Origin of the sequence: Aeromonas sp. S2(2024) (genome assembly GCF_041402505.1) — a bacterium.
GTDB classification, from domain to species: domain Bacteria; phylum Pseudomonadota; class Gammaproteobacteria; order Enterobacterales; family Aeromonadaceae; genus Aeromonas; species Aeromonas media.
This window is the reverse complement of record NZ_JBGLRL010000011.1, coordinates 42938-63606: the sequence shown is the minus strand read 5'-3', so window position 1 is coordinate 63606 and position 20669 is coordinate 42938. Positions and strand designations below refer to the sequence as shown.

The following is a 20669-nucleotide window of genomic DNA, read 5'->3' as shown; positions in this document are numbered from 1 at the left end:
CGGCAAACCCCGGCAACCTCAGTAGTTGATGCTGACGTAGGGGACTTCCGGCACATTCCACGCCTGCTTGAGGTAGACGGTCAGCACGAAGAAGAAGTTGGCCAGCAGGTTGGCGAAACGATAGAGAATGGAGTCGAAGCGCACGCCGCTCTCTTCGAGGCGCACCAGCAGGCGCACCACCTTCTTGCTGCCGCAGCGGCACAGGTGCAGGGTGGGGATTGGCTGCGGCCCCTGGGGCAGCACGAAGCCGGTCACCCGGCCGCGGCTCGCCTCGTTGTAGTGATCGTAACGCCCCTTCAGCCAGTCCAGATCTTCCTCGAAGATCCCGAGCCTGCCACGCACCGAGCCGTTGAGGTTGTAGATGAGTCGTTGCAGGGTCGCCAGATCCGCCAGCACGGGCCGGGTATCCTCATCCGGCACCAGATGGGGGAGCACGGCCCCCACCTGACAGCAGAGCTCGTCGGTGGCGATCTCGTAGTCACACTGGAACTGGGTCTCGAAGATGAAGGGGTAGCAGAGCTCGCGCTTGTCTCTTGGCTTCTTGGGGTTCATGGCATCGTCTGGCTGGAGAAAAGGGCAGTTTGCCAGCCCGGGCCCGGGCTGGCAAACGCCACATCAGAGAGGTGACGAACCGGGATCAGGTGGTCGCCATCTGCTGGCCGAGCAGCCTCATGGCCTCCAGCATCCGCTGGTTGAAGCCCATGAAACCGGCGCCCTCTGCCCCCTCACTCTGGCCTCGCGCCGCCAGTACTGCAGGGGTCAACGCCTGCTGCTGGGCAGGCGGCAACAGGGCATCGGCCTGCTGCTGCAACTGGCTCAGCTTCGGCAGATAGTCCGCCAGCGGCTTGAGGCCCTCCTGCAGCGAATGGGCCCCCTGATAGGTCTGGCTCAAGCGGGCCGACTGCTTGAGCTTGAGGGAGTATGAGGCCAGCTGACTGTCGTCCAGTTGCAACCCGTCCAGCCTGTCGGCCAGGGTCTTACCCTCCCCGCCTCCGAAGAACTGGCCAGCCAGCTCGTCCAGCCCCTTGACCAGTTTGCCGATGGCCTCCATCTCGCCACTGTCGAGATCCCCTTCCAGGGAGAAGTCGAAGCTCTGGCTCGACTTGAGGCTGAACTGGCTGCCGCTCCCGTCGTTACGGGACTTGAACTGCCAGCTGTCGCTGAACCTCAGCATCACCTTGTCCCCGTCCCGGGTCTCGATCTCGAGGAAGGCCTGCTGCCGACTGGCCATCTTGGCCGCCCCGAGATCCGTGGTCGAGACCTCGCCGAAGAACTCTTGCTCGAAGGACTCCAGCCCCTCCTGGATCAGCTTGTAGCTCTGATCCATGCCGGTCTTGATGTCCTCGTTGTCCGCCCAGTCCCCGAGCTGCTTTCTGGCGTCGCCGAAGCCCATGTCCACGCCTTTGCGGGCCTGCTCCATCATCTTGGCCAGCTCCTCATCCGACTTGCCGTCGGCACGGGCCGCGCCCAGCCGTCCGGTGACAAACTGCAGCACGTTGTCCGCCACCGTCTCGTAATCGAACAAGGTCTCCGGGGTGATTGCCTCTGGCGGATCCAGCTTGAACTCCTGACTCTTGGGGGCCTGATAGTGCTGGCCGTTGATCTCCAGCGCGAATTGCAGCGCCTGCTGGATCAGCACCTGGGCCCACTTCGGGGGCTTGTTCAGGGAGACCTCATCCCCCTTGCCCGCCGTTTTCGACTCTGCCTGTTGAGGCGATTTGGGAGCAATGCCCACTCCCTTGGGTTGGGCTGCGCCCATGCCATCGATCTGCATCATCACTCTCCCGCCATACTGGTGGATCGGTTATCGGCCCGACTGGCCACTTCTTGACCACAAAAAACTTGGACAATCCGCGACGGCCTTTTAAAATCCCCACCCTTTGGTTGGCTGCGGCCTTCCCCCGGTTTCTGCCCGGCCCTGCCGGTGTGCATCTGAGGTATCTATGACCCAATCCCAGCGGACCCCCGCCGACTACCAGGCCCAGCTCGACGAAAAGCGCGATCGCCTCACCCAGCTGTTCGCCGACTTCAATCCGCCCGCGCTTGAGGTCCATGCCTCCCCCGCCGAGCACTACCGGATGCGTGCCGAGTTCCGCATCTGGCACGAGGGGGATGACCTCTTCCACTGCATGTATGCCCAGGCCACCAAGGAGATCATCCGGGTCGACAGCTTCCCCACCGCCAGCCTGCTCATCAACCGGCTGATGCCAGTGCTGCTGGCAGGGCTGCGCCCGCACCCCGTACTGCGCCGCAAGCTGTTCCAGATAGACTACCTCTCCACCCAGTCCGGCCAGCTGTGCGTCAGCCTGCTCTACCACCGCAAGCTGGAGGCGGAGTGGCAGCAAGCTGCCGAGGCCCTGCAGGCCGACCTGCGGGCCCAGGGGTTCGATCTGCAACTGATTGGCCGCGCCCACAAGCAGAAGATCTGCCTGGGGGAGGAGTTCGTCATCGAGCGGCTCAACGTGCAGGGGCGCGAGCTGGTCTACAAGCAGGTGGAGAACAGCTTCACCCAGCCCAATGCCGCCATCAACGAGCAGATGCTGGGCTGGGCGCTGGACGTGACCCACGACAGCGAGGGTGACCTGCTGGAGCTCTACTGCGGCAACGGCAACTTCTCCATCGCCCTGGCCCAGAACTTCCGCAAGGTGCTGGCCACCGAGATCGCCAAGCCGAGCGTGGATTCAGCCCAGTACAACATCGCCGCCAACGGGGTCGACAACCTGATCATCCTGCGCATGTCGGCGGAGGAGTTCACCATGGCGATGCGCGGCGAGCGGGAGTTCAACCGCCTCAAGGGGGTCGATCTCGGCGCTTACCAGTGCAACACCATCTTCGTCGACCCGCCCCGTGCCGGCCTTGACGACGCCACGGTCAAGCTGGTGCAGGAGTACGACAACATTCTCTACATCTCCTGCAACCCGGAGACCCTGCAGGCCAACATGGCGGTCCTCGGCGAGACCCACAAGATCGCCCGCTTCGCCCTGTTCGACCAGTTCCCCTGGACCCACCATATGGAGGCCGGGGTCTATCTGCGCCGCAAGGCAGGCTGATACCGCAGGGACGCCAATCCCCTTCGACAGGCAGAATGAGAACAGGGCCTCGGGCCCTGTTTGATTAGTTATCCCGGTGCAGAGCGCTGGCGCAGCCGTTATGCTGGCGACACGCGCATTCGCGCCATAGCCGGGGCCACGCCACCATGCCACGCGTTCTGTTTGTTGAAGATGATCCCGACATAGGCCAGCTCATCAGCAGCTGGCTCGGTCGCCACGACATAGAAGTGCTGCTGGAGAGCCGGGGCGATCTGGCGCTCGCCAGGGTGGAGGTCGAGCAGCCCGACCTGGTGCTGCTCGACATCATGCTGCCGGGACAGGACGGCCTCTCCCTGTGCCGGGATCTGCGCCCGCGTTTTGCCGGTCCCATCGTCATGCTCACTTCGCTGGACAGCGACATGAACCAGATCCTCAGTCTGGAGCTGGGGGCCAACGACTACATCCTCAAGACCACGCCGCCCCCCGTGCTGCTGGCCCGGCTGCGGGTCCAGTTCCGCCAGCAGGGGCTGCGGGCATCCCAACCACTCGCTCCCAGCCCCCCGCCCCAGCGCCTGCAATTCGGCCGCCTGCGGATCGACGGGCCGGGTCGGGACGTGCGCCTCGATGGCGACAGCGTGCCCCTCTCTACCGCCGACTTCGATCTCTTGTGGGAGCTGGCCTGCCACGCCGGCCAGATCCTGGGACGGGAGGCGCTGTTTCGCAGCCTGCGGGGCCGCGATTACGACGGCCAGGACCGCAGCATGGACGTGGCCATCTCCCGCCTGCGCCGCCGGCTTGGGGATGACAGCAACAACCCGACCCGGATCAAGACGGTGCGCCAGAAGGGTTATCTGCTGGTGCCCCAGGCCTGGGAATAAACAGTTACCGAATGACGTTGATGCTCTCTGCTCCCTGCTCCCCTTGCGGGAGAAGGGTTGGGGATGAGGGGATAACAAAACAACGCCAAGACGCAACCCAGGCAAGAGGAGAACCTCCATGCGACGCCTGTTTATCCAGTTCTACCTGCTGCTGATCGGCTGCTTCTGCCTCGCCATCCTGCTCATCGGTCTGGTCTATCAGGTCAGTGCCGAGCGGGCGGGGGATCGCTATCTGGAGCGGATGATGCAAGGCTCCCTCGGCCTGCTCACCGGTGAGCTGGCCCGGCTGCCGCCGGCGCACTGGCCCGCCCGCATGGCGGAGCAGAGCCGCCAGCTCACCCTACCGCTGCGGATCGGGGCCCTCGCCAACCAGCCGCTGGCCAGGGAGGATCAGGCCTTTCTCGAGGCGGGCAACATCGTCATCGTCGAGGAAGATGACACCTTCCTGCAGCGCATCCCCGGCACCGATCAGGTGCTGATCGTCGGCCCCGTGCCCTACCTATCCTACCTGCACGAGCTGCACTGGGTGGATGTGGGCCTGCTGCTGCTCATCGGCCTCTCCCTCGGTCTCCCCATCCTGCTCTGGCTGCGTCCCCACTGGCGCGGCCTGCAGCAACTCGAACAGACAGCCCGCCGGGTCGGCGATGGGGATCTCTCCAGCCGCACCGGCCTGCCCCCCGGCAGCAGCCTGGGCCGGGTGGGCCGCACCTTCGATCAGATGACGGAGCAGTTGCAGGCCATGCTGGCCAGCCGCAAGCAGCTGACCGACGCCATCGCACACGAGCTGCGCACCCCCCTGGTGCGGCTGCGCTACCGGCTCGCCATGCTGGCCGAGCCTCCCACCACCGAGGAGCAGCAGGGGCTGGAGCGGGATCTCGGCGCCCTGGACGCCCTCATCGAGGAGATGCTCACCTACGCCAGGCTGGATCGCCCTGAGCTGCCGCTGCAGTGCAGCGAGCTGGAACTGGCCAGTTGGGCCGGTAGCCGCCTCCCGGACTGGCAGGCGCTGCGGCCACAGACCCGGCTCGATTTCGTACGCCCGGCCATGGCCTTGCCCTGGCACGGCGACATCCGCCTGCTGGACAGAGCGCTGGAGAACCTCATCGGCAACGCCCTGCGCCACGCCACCAGCCGGGTGAGCCTCGCCATGAGTCGGCAGCAGGATCACTATCTGCTGGAGGTGGCCGACGACGGCCCCGGTATCGATCCCGCGCTGGCGCCCCAGATCTTCGAGCCCTTCGTGCGGCTGGATCAGAGCCGGGACAGGCGCACCGGCGGCACCGGGCTCGGTCTCGCCATAGTGCGCAGCATAGCCCGCCACCACGGCGGCGAGGTACAGCTGCTCCCGAGCAGCAGCGGTGCCCGCTTCTGCCTCAGGCTGCCCGTACATTTGGATACAAACCGTCACCAGTCGCTCACTGAACCACAGGTTGAACAGCCCTAGGATGACGTCATGGAGAGCCGCTCCATGTCATCAAACCGAACGAGGAACTGGAATATGAAAAAGCTGATCCCCCTGAGCCTGGCCGCTGTCTTCGCCCTGACCTCCGGCTTCACCATGGCTGCCACCCCGACCAAGGCTGCCGCCCCCCACGCGACCCAGACCAAGGTGGTGAAAAAGCATCACAAGGCGACCCATGCCGCACCGGCCGTGAAAGTGGCCCCCAAGACCAAGTAACAGGCGCACAAGCCCCCAATGAAAAGGGGCCCCATCATGGGGCCCCTTTTGTCGTGTTCAGGCGGCTCAATCTTGCATGTAATCTGCCGGCAGTGCGATGCGCGCCACGCCGGAGGCCACCGCCGCCAGCGCCACGGCGCGGGCCACGCGGGGCAGCAGACGGGCATCCATCGGCTTGGGAATGACGTACTCCTTGCCGAAGGTGAGCTCGCTCACCCCGGCGGCGGTCAGCACCTCGGCCGGGACCGGCTCCTTGACCAGGCCGCGAATGGCCTCCACCGCCGCTATCTTCATGGCGTCGTTGATGCGGCTGGCGCGCGCATCCAGGGCGCCGCGGAAGATGAAGGGGAAGCAGATGACGTTGTTGATCTGGTTCGGATAGTCCGAGCGACCCGTGCCCATGATGAGATCGCTACGTACCGAGTGCGCCAGGGCCGGCTTGATCTCGGGATCCGGGTTGGAGCAGGCGAAGATCACCGGGTTGGGGGCCATCAGCGCCACCGCCTCGGCAGGCAGCACGTCCGGGCCGGAGACGCCGACGAACACGTCCGCCCCGTCGATGACATCCATCAGGGTACGCAGCGGAGTCTCGTTGGCGAAGCGCTGCTTGTACTGGTTGAGATCGGTGCGACCGGTGTGGATCACCCCCTGACGGTCCAGCATGAAGATGTTGTGTGGCGCGGCGCCACACTTGATCAGCAGGTCCATGCAGGCGGTGGCGGCGGCCCCGGCGCCCATGCAGACGATGCGGCTCTGTTCGATGCGCTTGCCCTGCACTTCCAGCGCGTTGAGCAGACCGGCGGCGGTGACGATGGCGGTGCCGTGCTGATCATCGTGGAACACCGGGATGTCGCAGCGCTCGATCAGCACCTGTTCGATCTCGAAGCACTCGGGGGCCTTGATGTCTTCCAGATTGATGCCACCGAAGGTATCGGCGATGGCCGCGACAGTGTCGATGAACTGCGCACTGGTCTCGTGTTTCACCTCGATGTCGATGGCGTCGATGCCGGCGAAGCGCTTGAACAACAGGGCCTTGCCCTCCATCACCGGCTTGGAGGCCAGCGGCCCCAGATTGCCAAGACCGAGGATGGCGGTGCCGTTGGAGATGACGGCCACCAGGTTACCCTTGCCGGTGTAGCGGTAGGCATCATCGGGATTGGCGGCGATCTCGCGCACCGGCTCGGCCACACCCGGGCTGTAGGCCAGCGCCAGATCGCGGGCGGTCTCGGCGGGTTTGGTAAGGGCGATGGCTATCTTGCCGGGAATGGGTTGGGCGTGGTAATCGAGCGCTTGTTGACGAAGATCGTGACGCAGATCGGACATGGGGGACCCCGATACGGAAGTGAATGTGGTGGTGCATTGGCTCGCCACAGGCGAGGGCTCGGGATCATAAAGAAAACCATCGGGCTTTCACAGTAGAAAGTATTGCCGTTATCCACCGATGAGCCAATCATCAGCACGTATCACCGACAATGAATACCCATTTAGTTATAGATATGGTTTCAATCCATCACGGGTATACCGGCCCTCTGCTCCGCCTGACGGGCGATGGCCTCCGTCATCCCCTGGAAGATGAAGAGGTGGAAGGGCAGCATGGCGAGCCAGTAGGCCAGCCCCCAGGCACCCTGAGGGTGCCAGTGGGCGGTCACCCGCAGCCGGGTCAGGCCGGACTCCTGGGGCTGGATGTTGAACTCCAGCCGCCCGACACCGGGGGCCTTCATGTTGAACAGCAGATCCAGCCTGCGCCCCTCGTCCACCCCGAGGATCTGCCAGGAGTCCAGCATGTCCCCCTTCACGAAACGATCCGGATTGGTGCGGCCCCGGGTGAGCGCCGGGCCCCCTATCAGGTGATCCATCCATTCGCGCACCACCCACAGCTCGTTCATGTAGAAGTAGCGCTGCTCGCCCCCCAGCTGCTGCAGCACCTGCCACACCACCTCGGGCGAGGCGAGGCACTCGGCCTCACCGCTGGCGGTACGGTCGTAGAAACCGTACTCGGGGTGACGCCAGCGCAGGCCGAGCGGCGTCTCCTGGCCCTGCTGCTCGGCGCCGAGCTTCTGCTCCAGCGCCAGACTCTCCGTCAGCGCCTCGTCAAAGCTGAGCAGGTGCTGGGGCAGCAGGGCCCGCAGCGGACCGTCATCGGCCGGGATGTCATGCTTGAGGCCACCCACCAGCGCCTTGGCAATGGGTTGGGGCACCGAGGTGGCAAACTGCAGCCACCAGGCGGAGAGTCGGGGGCTCAGGAAGGGGATGGGGATGATGGGGCAGCGTTTGCCGATGTGGGTGGCAAACTTCTGCAACTGCTGCTGGTAGCTGAGCAGCTCGGGGCCCGCCGCGTTGAAGATGCGGCCATCCACCCCGTCGGCCTCCACTAGTCCGCCCAGATAGTGCAACAGGTTGGAGAGGGCGATGGGGGGCGTGCGGGAACGCACCCACTTCGGCGTCACCATCATCGGCAGGTTGAACACCAGATCCCGCATCACCTCGAACGCCGCCGAGCCCGGGCCTATGATGATGCCGGCACGCAGCTCCACCGTGGGTACACCCGCCTCTCGAAACAGCTCGCCGCAGTGGCGGCGGGAGTTGAGGTGGCGGCTGTTGCAGGGGATCGGCTGTATGGCCCCCAGATAGATGATGCGGCGCACCCCGGCGGCGCGGGCGGCGGCGGCGAAGTTCTTCACCCCCTGCTGCTCCAACCGGTGAAAACCGGCGCCTGCCCCCATGGCGTGCACCAGATAGAAGACGGTGTCCACCCCGGCAAGGGCCGGCAGCAGGGTGATGGGCTTGAGGCTGTCGGCGAGACGGAACTCCACCCCCTCAGGCAGGCGGCAGGGGCGGCGCGCACCGGCGATCACCCTGTAGCCCAACCCTTGCAGGTGGGGTACCAGATAGGAACCTATGTAACCCGCCGCACCCATCACCAGACAGTTCCGCATTCCGACACTCCTTGCCATCCCCCATGGACTCGCACCCACCATAGGGCAAAGCGAGGCAATACAGAACGCCAACAAGCAAAAAAGGCGCCCGATGGGCGCCTTTTTCAGAATTCTTCAGAAGTAATATTACTTCTTGGCAGTCAGACCACCGAAACGCTTGTTGAACTTGTCTACGCGGCCGCCGCTAGAAACTTCTTTCTGCTTGCCGGTATAGAACGGGTGGCACTCGGAGCACACGTCCAGGTTCAGATCTTTACCCAGGGTAGAGAAGGTGTTGATCACGTTACCGCAAGAGCACTTGGCGGTGATGGCTACGTAGTCAGGATGGATACCAGCTTTCATGGACAACCTCGATTATAGGCCGTGTCGCCATCCGATCTCTTGTCGGACACCACACGATTGTTGAACACAGTTTCAAAGGCTGCGAATAATATAGGAAATGCCTGAGTTCAGGCAAGTGGCTTCGCAGAAAAAATAGGCAACCTTTTGGTGGATTCATCGCAAACGCTTGATCTGGTTCGTGTCGCTGTCCCGGTGCCGTTGCGCCGGCACTTCGACTATCTCTCCCCTTTGCCCTTGCCTGCCCCCGGTTGCCGGGTAGAGATCCCGTTCGGTCCCCAGACCCTAGTCGGCCTGGTGGTGGATCACCCGACCGAGAGTCTGGTGCCCCGCAACAAGCTCAAGTCCATCAAGCGAGTGCTTGATAGCTCCCCCGTGCTGGGGCCGGATATCCTGGCGCTGATGGCCTGGAGTGCCAGCTACTACCAGCATCCGCTGGGTGAAGTGCTGCCCCACGCCCTGCCGGTGCTGGTGCGCAAGGGAGAGCCCGCCGCCTACCGGGAGCTGGAGTTCTGGTTTGTAACAGAAGCCGGGATGGCTAGCGATCTCAACGAACTCAAGCGGGCGGCCAAGCAGCAGCAGGCACTCGCCCTGCTGCGCAAGGGGCCCCAGACGCCGTCGGCGCTCAAACAGGAGGAGATCCAGAGCGCCGCACTCACCGCCCTGGAGAAGAAGGGACTGCTCGAGAAGCGCAGCCTGGAGCCGAGCCATGACGGCGACTGGGCAACCCATTTTGACGCCGGTGAGGGGTTGCGCCTCAACGGCGAGCAGGCGCTGGCGGTGGCCGCCGTCACCAGCCAGAGCGACAAGTTCGGTGCCTTCCTGCTGGACGGCATCACAGGCTCCGGCAAGACCGAGGTTTACCTGAGCATCCTCGAGCCATTGCTCAAGGCGGGCAGGCAGGCCCTGGTAATGGTGCCGGAGATCGGCCTCACCCCGCAGACCATCAACCGCTTCCGGCGCCGCTTCAAGGTGCCGGTGGTGGCGATGAACTCCGCCATGAACGACAGGGAGCGGCTCGATGCCTGGCTCGCCTGCCGCGACGGCGGAGCCGCCATCCTGATCGGCACCCGCTCTGCGGTGTTCACCCCGTTCAAGAACCTCGGCATCATCATCATCGATGAGGAACACGACGGCTCCTTCAAGCAACAGGACGGTTTTCGCTACCACGCCAGGGATCTCGCGGTGATGCGGGCCCATCGCGCTGGCATCCCCATCCTGCTTGGCTCGGCCACCCCCTCGCTGGAGACGCTGCACAATGCCAGAACTGGCAAGTATCACCACCTCAGCCTGACGCGGCGCGCCGGCAACGCCCAGACCGCCCGTCAGGTAATCCTCGACATCAAGAGCGTGCGGCTGCAGGCCGGGCTCTCCCCCCAGTTGGAGCAGCTGATGGCAGAGCACCTAGCGGCGGGCAATCAGGTGATGCTGTTTCTCAACCGCCGTGGCTATGCACCCGCCCTCATCTGCCACCAATGCGGCTGGAGCGCTGCCTGCGAGCGCTGCGATGCCTGGTACACCTGGCATCAGGCCGGGCGACGGCTGCACTGCCACCACTGCGACAGCGTGCGCCCGCTGCCCCATCACTGCCCCGAGTGTGGCAGCAACGAGCTCATCGGCTCCGGTGTGGGTACCGAGCAGCTGGAGCAGCTGCTCACCACGGTATTCCCCCAATACCCTGTGGTGCGCATCGATCGGGACAACACCCGCCGCAAGGGGGAGCTGGAGACCCATCTCGGCGACATCAAGGCGGGTAAATACAAGATCCTGATCGGCACCCAGATGCTGGCCAAGGGCCACCACTTCCCGGATGTGACGCTGGTCGGCCTGCTGGATGTGGATGGCGCCCTGTTTTCCGCCGATTTTCGCGCCGCCGAGAAGCTGGCCCAGCTCTACACCCAGGTGGCGGGGCGCGCCGGGCGCGCCAGCAAACCGGGGCTGGTGGTGTTGCAGAGCCACCACCCCGAGCACGCCCTGCTGCAGGATCTGACCCAGAACGGTTACGGCCACTTCGCCGACACCGCGCTCAAGGAACGCCGCCTGCTGGGGCTGCCGCCATTCAGCTACCAGGGACTGTTCCGGGCCGAGGCCAACGGCCGTGACGAGGTGCAACTGTTCCTCACCCGCCTCGCCGAGACACTGCGCAGTGCCCGCTACCCCCAGATCCAGGTGCTGGGGCCCATCAGCGGCTTCATGGAGCGCAAGGCGGGCAAGTTTCGCATGCAGCTGCTGGTGCAGGGCCCGAACCGGGCACCCCTGGCACAACTGTTGGATTGGGCGGTGAAGGAGCTGGACGGCTGGCCGGAGACCAAGCGGGTGCGCTGGAGCCTGGACATCGACCCCACGGAGTTGAATTAAACCGTCTCCCTCACCAGCCGCCAGCCGCGTTTTTCTTATCGCGCGTCTGATTACGCCACCTTGCGGCTAATCAAACCTAGGGTCTTTCCCCCTTCACCCTCGCGGCAGAAGGGTTGGGGATGAGGGGGGAACCAGAACACAACGAGGGGGCCAAGGCCCCCTCGTTGTGTTTATCTCATGACTGTTCCGGCTTATTCGGCGGCCTGGGAGACCCCGGTCAGCCGCACCTCGACCCGGCGATCCGGAGCCAGACAGGCGATCATCTGCGCCTTGGCACCATCCGGGCAACTGCCCCCCGTCACCGGGGAAGATTCACCACGCCCCTCGGCGCGCACCTTGTCGGCAAACAGTCCCTTGGCGATGAGATAGTCCGCCACGCTGCGGGCACGCTGCTCGGACAGGGACTGGTTGTACGCATCGGAGCCGATGCGGTCGGTGTGGCCGATCACGGTCGCCACCCCATCCTTCGGATTGGCGGCCAGAATCTGGGCAAACAGGTTATCCAGTGCCTGGCTGGCCTCGGGCTTCAGGGTCGCCTTGTTGAATTCGAACAGCACATCCGAATCCAGACTGAACTGTTTCTCCACCAGCACAGGGGCCGGGGCGGGCTCGGGGGCCGGTGTGGGCACCACCGGTTCGTCGCCGATCTGGCCGAAGCGGTAGAGCATGCCGACAGACAGCAGGCCGTTGTCCAGCTCTATGCCGGATTCATCCAGCGAGTCCTTGCCGAGCGGCGTGGTGTACTGGTATTCGAGGCGGGCAGCCCAATCCTTGTCGATGGCATATTCGATGCCCAATGCCCCCACAAAGGCGGCACCGTGATACTTGCCCCCGCCCGATGCCGAGAGGTTGCTGGTGCCATCGTTGGCCCAGGCACTGATGGAGCTGTCGGTCCAGGCATAGGCGCCCCCCAGCCGACCGTAGATATCCAGGGCCTCGGTCGCCGGGAAGCCGATCTTCATGGTGGCCTGGATCATCTGGGCCTTGGCCTCCCCATCCAGTCCAGCCTCGACCCCGTTACTGCTGAAGCGCTGATCGACCTGATACTTGCCGAGCCAGTCATAGCCGAGCTCGACGGCCACGTTGCGGTTTACCTGATAGCCGGCGAAGGCCCCCAGACCGAGATCGCTGTGATCCTGGCCAGGATCAAAGGCATCGAGCAGCTCCTTGACCTGATCGTCGTAATCCACCCCGTAAAAATTGGACCAGCCAGCCTTGCCACCGACATACCAGGTATTGTCTTGGGCGGCGGCCTGCACCGTCCCCGTTGCCATCAACGCGCCGATCAGGACGGCGAGCATAGATCTGTTCATGGATGAGCCCCTGCAATGAATTGTTATGACGCGGATGCGCCTCTCTTCCCTGACGGGGCCCCGAACCCAAGCCCCATACTCAGATTATCCCATCTGTCACTAGCCTCAAATGACAAAACTCTCGGGAGTGTGAGCTCGCTTGCATTCTGAGGCCCGGGCAGTCTTTTTCCTGATATTCAAGGGAATAGATCCCATTCGCCGAGTGCAGTCTCGTCCTTCGCTTATGGTTGTATTGCCTCTGTCCAGTCACAATCAAATCCGTTTGACCCCCAAAGATCAATTGGATAACATCGAAATATTAACAATGCTGTCAGTATTAGCATATTTCGATGAAGGACTTTTAATGGAATACGTCCATAAAAAATATTTACCAATAAATTTATAATGGCTTCGCTGTGCTTCGTGCGCGCCAAAAACAGCAGAGCAAATATGACTAATCCGGTGATGAAGCCGTATTTCAACATGAATCGATGACAGGTCTATGGTACAGCATGAACTATCTTGAACGGTTGGCTCCTATCTTATTTTTATTGATGTGGAGCAGTGGTGCCATCTTCGTCAAGATGGGATTGGAAAACGCATCGGTGTGGTCCTTTTTAACCCTTAGGGCAACAGGTGCATTTCTACTGATGGGAGTGATCTATCTCTGTTTTAAAATAAACAGCAAAACAAAATTAACCCCAAGCATACTTGCCAGAGTGGTGGTGACAGGTCTCCTCTTGCAAGTCTTCTATCAGGCCTTCTATTTCTTGTCTATTCGTTATGAACTCTCGCCGGGCCTGGTCCCCATTGTCCTGGGCTTGCAACCCATTATGACTATCTTGTTCGGTGGTGATAAGGCATCACCCTATAAACTACTGATTCTTCTGATCGGCTTCTCAGGCTTGGGACTTGCAATCTTTGGTGCCAAGGATGTCAGTCAGGTTACTCCCTTGGGGGTTAGCTTTGCGATCCTCTCGGTAATGGCAATCAGCATAGGTTCTCTCTTCCAGAAGACGATCCCCATGACGCCATTGGAGTCAGGCATGCTTCAGAATGGTTGTGCCTCCATCGTCTTCGTGGCCACTTCTCTCATCATTGGATGGCATGTGAATTGGAGCCCAAACTTCGTCTTTTCCTTGTCATGGATGATAGTGGTCGTTTCTACCGGGGCTGTATTATTGTTGTTCTATATGATCCAGAGAAACTCGGCGAGCAAGGTCAGCGTCCTCTTCTATCTGGTGCCAATATTAACTATGTTTTTTGACTTCATTATTTTCGATACTGAAATTACGACGACAACTATTATGGGGGCACTAATAGTCATCGCCTCTATAAAATTATTCAGCCTACCAAGTCGACGCACATCTGAAAAAATGCTCTCGTGATAATATCAAAGAGGGAAGTTGACACTCCCCTCTTTGAATCATTTCATCCGTTCATCACCACTCGCCAGGAACAGGCGATAGGCGGGATCGTCGCTCACCTCTTTCCAGCCGTAGCCAATCTCGTGCAGGTAGTCGTGGAAGGCGACCACGTCTTCGTCCGGCAGCTCGAAGGCGCAGAGCACCCGGCCATAGTCGGCGCCGTGGTTGCGGTAGTGGAACAGGCTGATGTTCCAGCGACAGCCCAGGGTCTCGAGGAAGCGCATCAGGGCACCCGGCTGCTCCGGGAACTTGAAGCTGTAAAGCCGCTCGCCCAGCGGCCGCGCCGGACGGCCGCCAATCATGTAACGCACGTGATTCTTGGCCAGCTCGCTCTCGGTCATGTTGACCACGGGGTAACCGTTGCCACCGAGTTGGTCGATGATCTGGCCGAGCTCCTCGTCGCCGCCGGTGAGGCGTACCGAGACGAACAAGGAGGCCTGCACCGCATCCGCGTAGCGGTAGTTGAACTCGGTCACCATGCGGGGCCCAAGCTGGCGACAGAAGTCGAGGAAGGCCCCCTTGCGCTCGGGTATGGTCACCGCCAGCATGCCCTCACGCTTCTCGCCGATCTCGCAGCGCTCCGACACGTAGCGAAGGCTGTGGAAGTTGACGTTGGCGCCGGACAGGATGGCAGCCATCCGCCCCCCCTTCACCTGCTCCCGTTCGCTATAGGCCTTGAGGCCAGCCAGGGACAGGGCACCGGAGGGCTCGGCGATGGCGCGGCAGTCGTCGAAGATGTCTTTCAGCGCCGCACAGATCTGGTCGTTGGAGACGGTCACCACCTCGTCCAGATACTGGTTGCACAGGCGGAAGGTCTCCTCGCCGATGCGCTTGACCGCCACCCCGTCGGCAAACAGGGAGACCCGCTCCAGGTTGACCGGCTCGCCGGCCTCCATGGCGGCCTTGAGGCAGGCGGACCCCTCGGCCTCCACCCCGATCACCTTCACATCCGGCAGCAGTTGCTTGATGTAGACCGCCACCCCGGCGGCCAGACCGCCGCCACCCACAGGTACGAAGACGTGGGTGAGGTGGGTATCCTGCTCCAGCAGCTCCTTGCCGATGGTGCCCTGACCCGCGATCACCTCGACATCGTCGAACGGCGGGATCAGGGTGTAGCCCTCCAGTTCGGCGAGGCGGCGGCTCTCACCGTAGGCCTCGTCGAAGCTGTTGCCAAACAGCATGACGTTGCCGCCCAGCCGTCGCACCGCGTCGATCTTGATGTCCGGCGTGGTCTTGGGCATCACTATGATCGCCTTGATGCCGAGCTTGGCCGCCGACAGCGCAACACCCTGGGCATGGTTGCCGGCCGAGGCCGCCACCACGCCATGGGACTTCTGCTCGGCGCTCAGGGTGGCGATCTTGTGATAGGCCCCCCGCAGCTTGAAGGAGTGCACCGGCTGCAGATCTTCCCGCTTGAGCGCCACGTGATTGCCGAGTCGCTCGGATAATTTTTTAAGGGTCTGCAAGGGCGTCACCCGCGCCGCCTCGTAGACGGGTGAGAGCAGCACCTTGCGTAGATAATCCGCCGCAGAGACCATGGCTTACTCCTCCAGCTTGCTGAGGTCGCGCCACATCAACCCCTTGTCGGCATAGACAGAGGCAAGCGGCACTTTGCATAAATGATTTGTCGTCGCGTTCATCATCACTCCTCCAGCTTGCTTAAATCGCGCACCGCGCCCTTGTCGGCACTGGTAGCGAGCATGGCGTAGGCACGCAGGGCGTAGGAGACCTGACGCTGGCGATTGAGCGGCTTCCAGCCACGGGCCTCGACGGCGGCGCGGCGAGCGGCCAGCACGCTGTCAGCTACTTCCAGCACCATGCTGCGGGCCGGAATGTCGATGTTGATGATGTCCCCATCCTCCACCAGCCCTATGGTGCCGCCGGAGGCCGCCTCCGGCGAAACATGGCCGATGGAGAGACCCGAGGTACCGCCGGAGAAGCGGCCGTCGGTGATCAGTGCGCACGCCTTGCCGAGCCCCATGGACTTGAGATAGGTGGTGGGGTAAAGCATCTCCTGCATGCCGGGGCCGCCTTTGGGGCCTTCGTAGCGGATCACCACCACTTCACCCGCTTTCACTGTGCCGTCCAGAATGCCGGCGACCGCAGTGTCCTGGCTCTCGAACACCCGGGCCGGGCCACGGAAGCAGAGGTTCTCGTCATCCACCCCGGCGGTCTTGACGATGGCACCGTTGAGGGCCAGGTTGCCGGAGAGCACCGCCAGCCCCCCTTCCAGGCTGTAGGCGTTGTCCAGGGAGCGGATGCAGCCTTCTGCCCGGTCCAGATCCAGCTCCGGCCAGCGGCAGTTCTGGCTGAATGCCTTGGTGGTCCGAATACCGGCCGGGCCGGCGCGGTAGAAGTCGTGCACCGCCTTGTCGTCACAGCGGCTGACGTCATAGGCCTCCAGCAACTCGCTCAGGGAGGTGCCAAGCACGTTGCGGGTATCGCCGTGCACCAGGCCGGCTCTTTCCAGCTGACCCAGGATGGCGACCACGCCGCCAGCGCGGTGCACGTCTTCCATGTGGTACTTCTGGGTGGACGGGGCCACCTTGCACAGCTGGGGCACCTTGCGGGACATGCGGTCGATATCGGCCATGGTGAAGTCCACCCCAGCCTCCTGGGCCGCCGCCAGCAGGTGCAGCACCGTATTGGTAGAGCCACCCATGGCGATATCCAGGGCCATGGCGTTCTCAAACGCCGCCTTGGTGGCGATGTTGCGCGGCAGCGCGCTCTCGTCATCCTGCTGGTAGTAGCGATTGGCCAAAGCGACGATGCGCTGACCTGCCAGCTTGAACAGCTGCTCCCGATCGGCGTGGGTCGCCAGCATGGAGCCGTTGCCCGGCTGGGAGAGGCCGAGCGCCTCGGTCAGACAGTTCATGGAGTTGGCGGTGAACATGCCGGAGCAGGAGCCGCAGGTGGGGCAGGCGCTGCGCTCGATCTGATCGCTCTGGGCATCGGAGACCTTGGGGTCGGCGCCCTGGATCATGGCGTCCACCAGATCCAGCTTGATGATCTGATCGGAGAGCTTGGTCTTGCCCGCCTCCATGGGGCCACCGGAGACGAAGATCACCGGAATGTTGATGCGCAGGGCGGCCATCAGCATCCCCGGGGTGATCTTGTCGCAGTTGGAGATGCAGACCATGGCGTCGGCGCAGTGGGCGTTGACCATGTACTCCACCGAGTCGGCGATCAGTTCCCGGGACGGCAGGGAATAGAGCATGCCGCCGTGGCCCATGGCGATGCCGTCATCGACCGCTATGGTGTTGAACTCCTTGGCGACGCCGCCGGCGGCCTCGATCTCCCGGGCCACCAGCTGACCCAGATCCTTGAGGTGGACGTGGCCCGGTACGAACTGGGTGAAGGAGTTGACCACGGCAATGATGGGCTTGCCGAAATCCTGATCTGTCATGCCGGTGGCACGCCAGAGGGCGCGGGCCCCGGCCATGTTACGTCCGTGGGTGGTGGTGGCGGATCTCAACTTCGGCATTGTTTCTACTCCCTGAATGCCCCTGGGGCGCATTGTCTTTCAACATGAATGTGTGATTCGCGGATCGGGAATCGATCCTGGTGAAGGCGCTGCGAGGGAGCCTTCACCGGAAGCGACTCGGGGAGGCGTGACGCCTCCCCTCTCTTATCAGTCGTTGACCGGCGTCAGCCAGCCCCACTTGTCCTCGGTCTTGCCGTTGAACAGGCCAAAGAAGGCGTTCTGCAGCTGCTCGGTCACAGGGCCACGGCTGCCAGCGCCCACCTTCATCCGATCCACAGAGCGCACCGGGGTCACTTCGGCGGCGGTGCCCGTCATGAAGATCTCGTCCGCCACGTAGAGCGCCTCGCGGGGCAGCGCCTGCTCGCGCACCTCATACCCCAAGTCACGCGCCAGCGTCATGATGGTGTCGCGGGTGATGCCGGGCAGGATGGCGGCGGTAGCGGGCGGGGTGAACAGCACGCCGTTCTTCACCAGGAACAGGTTCTCCCCCGCCCCTTCGCTCAGATAACCGTTCACGTCCAGCGCCAGCCCCTCGGCGAAGCCGTTGCGCTTGGCCTCGCGACTGATCAGCTGGGACGACAGGTAGTTGCCGCCCGCCTTGGCGCCGGTAGGTATGGTGTTGGGAGCAAGCCGGCTCCAGGAGGTGACGCACACATCCACCCCGTTTTTCAGCCCCTCCTCCCCGAGGTAGGCGCCCCAGGGCAGGGCCGCGACCATGAGGTCTGCCTTGGCATCCAGCGGCGGATGCAGCCCCAGCCCCACGTTGCCGACAAAGGCCAGCGGGCGCAGGTAGCCGCTCTTGAGGCCGTTCTCGCGCACCACGGTGCGGCAGGCTTCATTCACCTCGGCCTCGCTGTAGGGCACGTCCATCCAGTAGATCTTGGCGGAGTCGAACAGGCGGCGGGTGTGCTCCTGCAGGCGGAAGATGCAGGTCCCCTTGGGGGTGTCGTAGGCGCGCACCCCCTCGAACACCGAGGAGCCGTAGTGCAGGGCGTGGCTCATGACGTGGACCTGGGCATCTTGCCAGGGCACCAGGCTGCCGTTGAACCAGATGTATTGGGGGTGAGTGGCGGATTGGGAAGGCTGTGACATTGGCTTGGCTCCTTAAGCGCTGATCCGGGGTTGCTGTTCCAGTGCATCGACCCGGGAGACATCCACCAGCTTGACCAGCTGGCTCCACAACTGCTGGATGGGACGCTCCGACTCGACAGTAACCGTGATCCGCAGCTGTTGGCAATCCTGCTCCATGTTCAGAGCGCAGAGAGCGAAGCCACGGTGACGCACCACCCGCAGCACCCGCTCCATCACTTCGGGTCTGGGCTGGGCGTGAATATGCAGTGTGTGCTGCGCAAATCCGGGTTGGTGAAAGCTGTGCTGCTTCATGGGCGTTGCTCCATCATCTTGTGGTTGGCGACTCCCGGCGGAACCAGGGGCCAGACGTTTTCTTCCTCTGAAATGGCCACATGCAGCAGGTAGGCACTCTCGCTTGCCAGCAGGCGATCGAGTGCACCGGCTATCTGCTCCTTGCATGTGATGGTCTCGCCCGGGATGCCGAACGCGGCGGCCAGGGCGATGAAATCCGGGTTGTCGGAGAGTATGGTCTCGCTGTAGCGGCCGTCGAAGAACAGCTCCTGCCACTGGCGCACCATGCCGAGGCGCTGGTTGTCGATCAGCACCATCTTCACCTTGAGCTGGGCTCGGCGTATGGTGCCGAGCTCTTGCACGTTCATCATGAAGGAGCCGTCACCGCTCACCAGCACCACCTCGTCATCCGGGCGCGACATCTTGGCGCCGATGGCGGCGGGCAGACCGAAGCCCATGGTGCCGAGACCGGCGCTGGAGAGGTGATTGCGCGGGCTGGTGAAGCGCATGTGCTGGGCCACCCACATCTGGTGCTGACCCACGTCGCAGGCCACCACGCTGGTCTCGGGCAAGCGCTCGGAGAGCTGCTTGAGCAGGGCCGGGGCATAGATGGGTTGGCCGGGGTGGTCGTAGCGGAAGGCATATTCGCGAGCCATGGCGGCGCAGTGCTCACGCCAGAGATCGATCGCCAGCGCCATGGCCAGGGCGGGCAACACCCGCTTGAGATCCGTGGTGATGCCCACATCGGCGGCGCGGCGCTTGCCGAACTCGGCGGCATCCACGTCCAGGTGGACCACCCTGGCCTCGGGGGCGAACTCCTCCAGCTTGCCGGTCACCCTGTCATCGAAACGGGCACCCACCACCACCAGCAGATCGCACTGCTGCACCGCATAGTTGGCGGCCTTGGTGCCGTGCATGCCGAGCATGCCGAGGTAGGCGGGGCTGTCGGGGTCGAGGGCACCTATCCCCTTGAGGGTGGTGACCGCCGGCATGCCGGTGGCGGCGGCAAAGTCCCGCAGCTGCGGCTCCGCATTGGCCATGCCCACACCGCCCCCGACGTAGAGCACGGGACGCTCGGCAGCGGCCAGCAGGGTGCGGGCCAGGGTCAGCTCGGCCGGATTGAGGGGCTCAGGCTCCTCCACCGCAAACAGCGGGCTCTGGGTTGGCACGGTGGCGAGCTGCACATCCTTGGGAAAGTCGATAAGCACAGGCCCCGGACGCCCTTCGGTGGCGATGGCGAAGGCTTCCGCCAGCACCCGGCCCAGATCGGCGGGATCCGTCACCATGAAGGAGTGCTTGGTGCAGGAGAGAGACATACCGAGTACATCGACCTCCTGAAACGCATCGGTACCGACGGCGGCGCAGGCGACCTGACCGCTGATGGCGACCAGGGGCACGGAATCGAGCAGCGCCTCCGCCAGGCCTGTCACCAGATTGGTAGCCCCTGGGCCCGAGGTGGCGATGCAGACCCCCACCTGACCGGAAGCGCGGGCATAACCCACGGCGGCCATGGCAGCCCCCTGCTCGTGACGGCAGAGCTGATGGGCCAGTCCACCGTCATACAGGGCGTCATAGACCGGCATGATGGCCCCGCCCGGGTAACCAAACACCTGGGTCACACCCTGTTTCTTGAGAGCCTGTACCAAAAACTGCGCGCCGTTCATGTGGAAGTCCTGTCCTTTGGTCGAAAAAAAACCCCCGGGCCGTGAGGCTCGGGGGTCGCTTGTTTCGTTCTGTCCGGTGGTGGGTCTATCCCTTGTTCCGTGCAGCTAAACGAGCCCCGAGCGGTGAGATAATAATCACCACTAGGACCACAATAATGCTGACGAAACGGGAGGCCATGTTCATAGTTACAACCGGAAATCCTGTGAAATGGGGGCGGTTTG

At 63.2% G+C, this 20669-nt stretch carries 17 protein-coding genes; 6 read left to right on the top strand and 11 right to left on the bottom strand.

The genetic code is table 11. The features are described from left to right. Positions 1 to 18: 18 nt before the first annotated feature. Complete coding sequence (locus tag ACB039_RS13035; RefSeq protein WP_371165832.1) at positions 19 to 552, bottom strand: ATP--cob(I)alamin adenosyltransferase; 534 nt, start codon at positions 550 to 552, stop codon at positions 19 to 21. A gap of 85 nt (positions 553 to 637) precedes the next feature. Then, positions 638 to 1774, bottom strand: coding sequence for a DUF5610 domain-containing protein (locus ACB039_RS13030; protein ID WP_371165852.1), 1137 nt, complete (start codon positions 1772 to 1774; stop codon positions 638 to 640). A gap of 169 nt (positions 1775 to 1943) precedes the next feature. Here ACB039_RS13030 and trmA point away from each other — a divergent pair, with 169 nt between their 5' ends. From trmA to ACB039_RS13010, 4 genes are all read left to right on the top strand, one after another. Further along, positions 1944 to 3050 carry a tRNA (uridine(54)-C5)-methyltransferase TrmA gene (gene trmA, locus ACB039_RS13025; RefSeq protein ID WP_371165831.1) on the top strand — a complete coding sequence of 369 codons (1107 nt, stop codon included), beginning with the start codon at positions 1944 to 1946 and terminating at the stop codon, positions 3048 to 3050. A gap of 146 nt (positions 3051 to 3196) precedes the next feature. Further along, the gene (rstA, locus tag ACB039_RS13020) at positions 3197 to 3907 is read left to right on the top strand and encodes a two-component system response regulator RstA (protein WP_042649207.1); all 711 of its coding nucleotides are present in this window, start codon (positions 3197 to 3199) and stop codon (positions 3905 to 3907) included. 118 nt (positions 3908 to 4025) lie between these two features. Beyond that, positions 4026 to 5351 carry a two-component system sensor histidine kinase RstB gene (rstB, locus tag ACB039_RS13015; protein WP_371165830.1) on the top strand — a complete coding sequence of 442 codons (1326 nt, stop codon included), beginning with the start codon at positions 4026 to 4028 and terminating at the stop codon, positions 5349 to 5351. A gap of 54 nt (positions 5352 to 5405) precedes the next feature. Further along, on the top strand, positions 5406 to 5585 hold the full coding sequence (locus ACB039_RS13010) for a hypothetical protein (protein WP_042649209.1): 180 nt from the start codon (positions 5406 to 5408) through the stop codon (positions 5583 to 5585). Between the two features lie 66 nt (positions 5586 to 5651). On the opposite strand, the gene ACB039_RS13005 is transcribed toward ACB039_RS13010, so the two are convergent. The 3 genes from ACB039_RS13005 to rpmE all read right to left on the bottom strand — a co-directional run bounded on the left by ACB039_RS13005 (position 5652) and on the right by rpmE (position 8863). Continuing rightward, positions 5652 to 6908, bottom strand: coding sequence for a malic enzyme-like NAD(P)-binding protein (locus ACB039_RS13005; protein ID WP_042649212.1), 1257 nt, complete (start codon positions 6906 to 6908; stop codon positions 5652 to 5654). A gap of 179 nt (positions 6909 to 7087) precedes the next feature. Next, a complete protein-coding gene (locus ACB039_RS13000) occupies positions 7088 to 8521 on the bottom strand; it encodes a DUF2867 domain-containing protein (protein WP_042649210.1) in 1434 nt (477 codons plus the stop codon). 126 nt (positions 8522 to 8647) lie between these two features. Beyond that, entirely contained in the window at positions 8648 to 8863 is a 216-nt protein-coding gene (rpmE, locus tag ACB039_RS12995; RefSeq protein WP_041206593.1) for a 50S ribosomal protein L31, read from the bottom strand. A 147-nt stretch (positions 8864 to 9010) separates the two neighbouring features. On the opposite strand from rpmE, the gene priA reads away from it, so the two are divergent. After that, positions 9011 to 11218, top strand: coding sequence for a primosomal protein N' (gene priA / locus ACB039_RS12990; RefSeq protein WP_371165829.1), 2208 nt, complete (start codon positions 9011 to 9013; stop codon positions 11216 to 11218). 191 nt (positions 11219 to 11409) lie between these two features. On the opposite strand, the gene ompA is transcribed toward priA, so the two are convergent. Continuing rightward, complete coding sequence (ompA, locus tag ACB039_RS12985) at positions 11410 to 12531, bottom strand: porin OmpA (RefSeq protein ID WP_041206594.1); 1122 nt, start codon at positions 12529 to 12531, stop codon at positions 11410 to 11412. 491 nt (positions 12532 to 13022) lie between these two features. On the opposite strand from ompA, the gene ACB039_RS12980 reads away from it, so the two are divergent. Beyond that, complete coding sequence (locus ACB039_RS12980; RefSeq protein ID WP_371165828.1) at positions 13023 to 13898, top strand: DMT family transporter; 876 nt, start codon at positions 13023 to 13025, stop codon at positions 13896 to 13898. 38 nt (positions 13899 to 13936) lie between these two features. Here ACB039_RS12980 and ilvA read toward each other — a convergent pair whose 3' ends face one another. The 5 genes from ilvA to ilvG all read right to left on the bottom strand — a co-directional run bounded on the left by ilvA (position 13937) and on the right by ilvG (position 20447). Continuing rightward, positions 13937 to 15475, bottom strand: coding sequence for a threonine ammonia-lyase, biosynthetic (gene ilvA / locus ACB039_RS12975; protein ID WP_171269383.1), 1539 nt, complete (start codon positions 15473 to 15475; stop codon positions 13937 to 13939). Between the two features lie 104 nt (positions 15476 to 15579). Continuing rightward, positions 15580 to 17421 (bottom strand): dihydroxy-acid dehydratase, encoded by a 1842-nt coding sequence (gene ilvD / locus ACB039_RS12970; protein ID WP_042649842.1) that lies wholly within the window; start codon positions 17419 to 17421, stop codon positions 15580 to 15582. Positions 17422 to 17568: 147 nt separating this feature from the next. Further along, positions 17569 to 18513 carry a branched-chain amino acid transaminase gene (locus ACB039_RS12965; protein WP_317841681.1) on the bottom strand — a complete coding sequence of 315 codons (945 nt, stop codon included), beginning with the start codon at positions 18511 to 18513 and terminating at the stop codon, positions 17569 to 17571. Positions 18514 to 18525: 12 nt separating this feature from the next. Further along, on the bottom strand, positions 18526 to 18804 hold the full coding sequence (gene ilvM, locus ACB039_RS12960; protein ID WP_043128746.1) for an acetolactate synthase 2 small subunit: 279 nt from the start codon (positions 18802 to 18804) through the stop codon (positions 18526 to 18528). Beyond that, positions 18801 to 20447 (bottom strand): acetolactate synthase 2 catalytic subunit, encoded by a 1647-nt coding sequence (gene ilvG / locus ACB039_RS12955; RefSeq protein ID WP_371165827.1) that lies wholly within the window; start codon positions 20445 to 20447, stop codon positions 18801 to 18803. The genes ilvM and ilvG overlap by 4 nt, the downstream gene beginning before the upstream one ends. Positions 20448 to 20669 lie beyond the last annotated feature (222 nt).

Bases quoted from the DNA above. Each gene is read 5' to 3' on its own strand.
- ACB039_RS13030 (WP_371165852.1), bottom strand. From the start codon at position 1,774: ATGCAGATCGATGGCATGGGCGCAGCCCAACCCAAGGGAGTGGGCATT.
- ACB039_RS13035 (WP_371165832.1), bottom strand. From the start codon at position 552: ATGAACCCCAAGAAGCCAAGAGACAAGCGCGAGCTCTGCTACCCCTTC.
- ACB039_RS13000 (WP_042649210.1), bottom strand. From the start codon at position 8,521: ATGCGGAACTGTCTGGTGATGGGTGCGGCGGGTTACATAGGTTCCTAT.
- ilvM (WP_043128746.1), bottom strand. From the start codon at position 18,804: ATGAAGCAGCACAGCTTTCACCAACCCGGATTTGCGCAGCACACACTG.
- trmA (WP_371165831.1), top strand. From the start codon at position 1,944: ATGACCCAATCCCAGCGGACCCCCGCCGACTACCAGGCCCAGCTCGAC.
- ilvD (WP_042649842.1), bottom strand. From the start codon at position 17,421: ATGCCGAAGTTGAGATCCGCCACCACCACCCACGGACGTAACATGGCC.
- ilvA (WP_171269383.1), bottom strand. From the start codon at position 15,475: ATGGTCTCTGCGGCGGATTATCTACGCAAGGTGCTGCTCTCACCCGTC.
- ilvG (WP_371165827.1), bottom strand. From the start codon at position 20,447: ATGAACGGCGCGCAGTTTTTGGTACAGGCTCTCAAGAAACAGGGTGTG.
- ACB039_RS13010 (WP_042649209.1), top strand. From the start codon at position 5,406: ATGAAAAAGCTGATCCCCCTGAGCCTGGCCGCTGTCTTCGCCCTGACC.
- rpmE (WP_041206593.1), bottom strand. From the start codon at position 8,863: ATGAAAGCTGGTATCCATCCTGACTACGTAGCCATCACCGCCAAGTGC.
- ACB039_RS12965 (WP_317841681.1), bottom strand. From the start codon at position 18,513: ATGTCACAGCCTTCCCAATCCGCCACTCACCCCCAATACATCTGGTTC.
- rstA (WP_042649207.1), top strand. From the start codon at position 3,197: ATGCCACGCGTTCTGTTTGTTGAAGATGATCCCGACATAGGCCAGCTC.
- ACB039_RS13005 (WP_042649212.1), bottom strand. From the start codon at position 6,908: ATGTCCGATCTGCGTCACGATCTTCGTCAACAAGCGCTCGATTACCAC.
- ACB039_RS12980 (WP_371165828.1), top strand. From the start codon at position 13,023: ATGAACTATCTTGAACGGTTGGCTCCTATCTTATTTTTATTGATGTGG.
- rstB (WP_371165830.1), top strand. From the start codon at position 4,026: ATGCGACGCCTGTTTATCCAGTTCTACCTGCTGCTGATCGGCTGCTTC.
- ompA (WP_041206594.1), bottom strand. From the start codon at position 12,531: ATGAACAGATCTATGCTCGCCGTCCTGATCGGCGCGTTGATGGCAACG.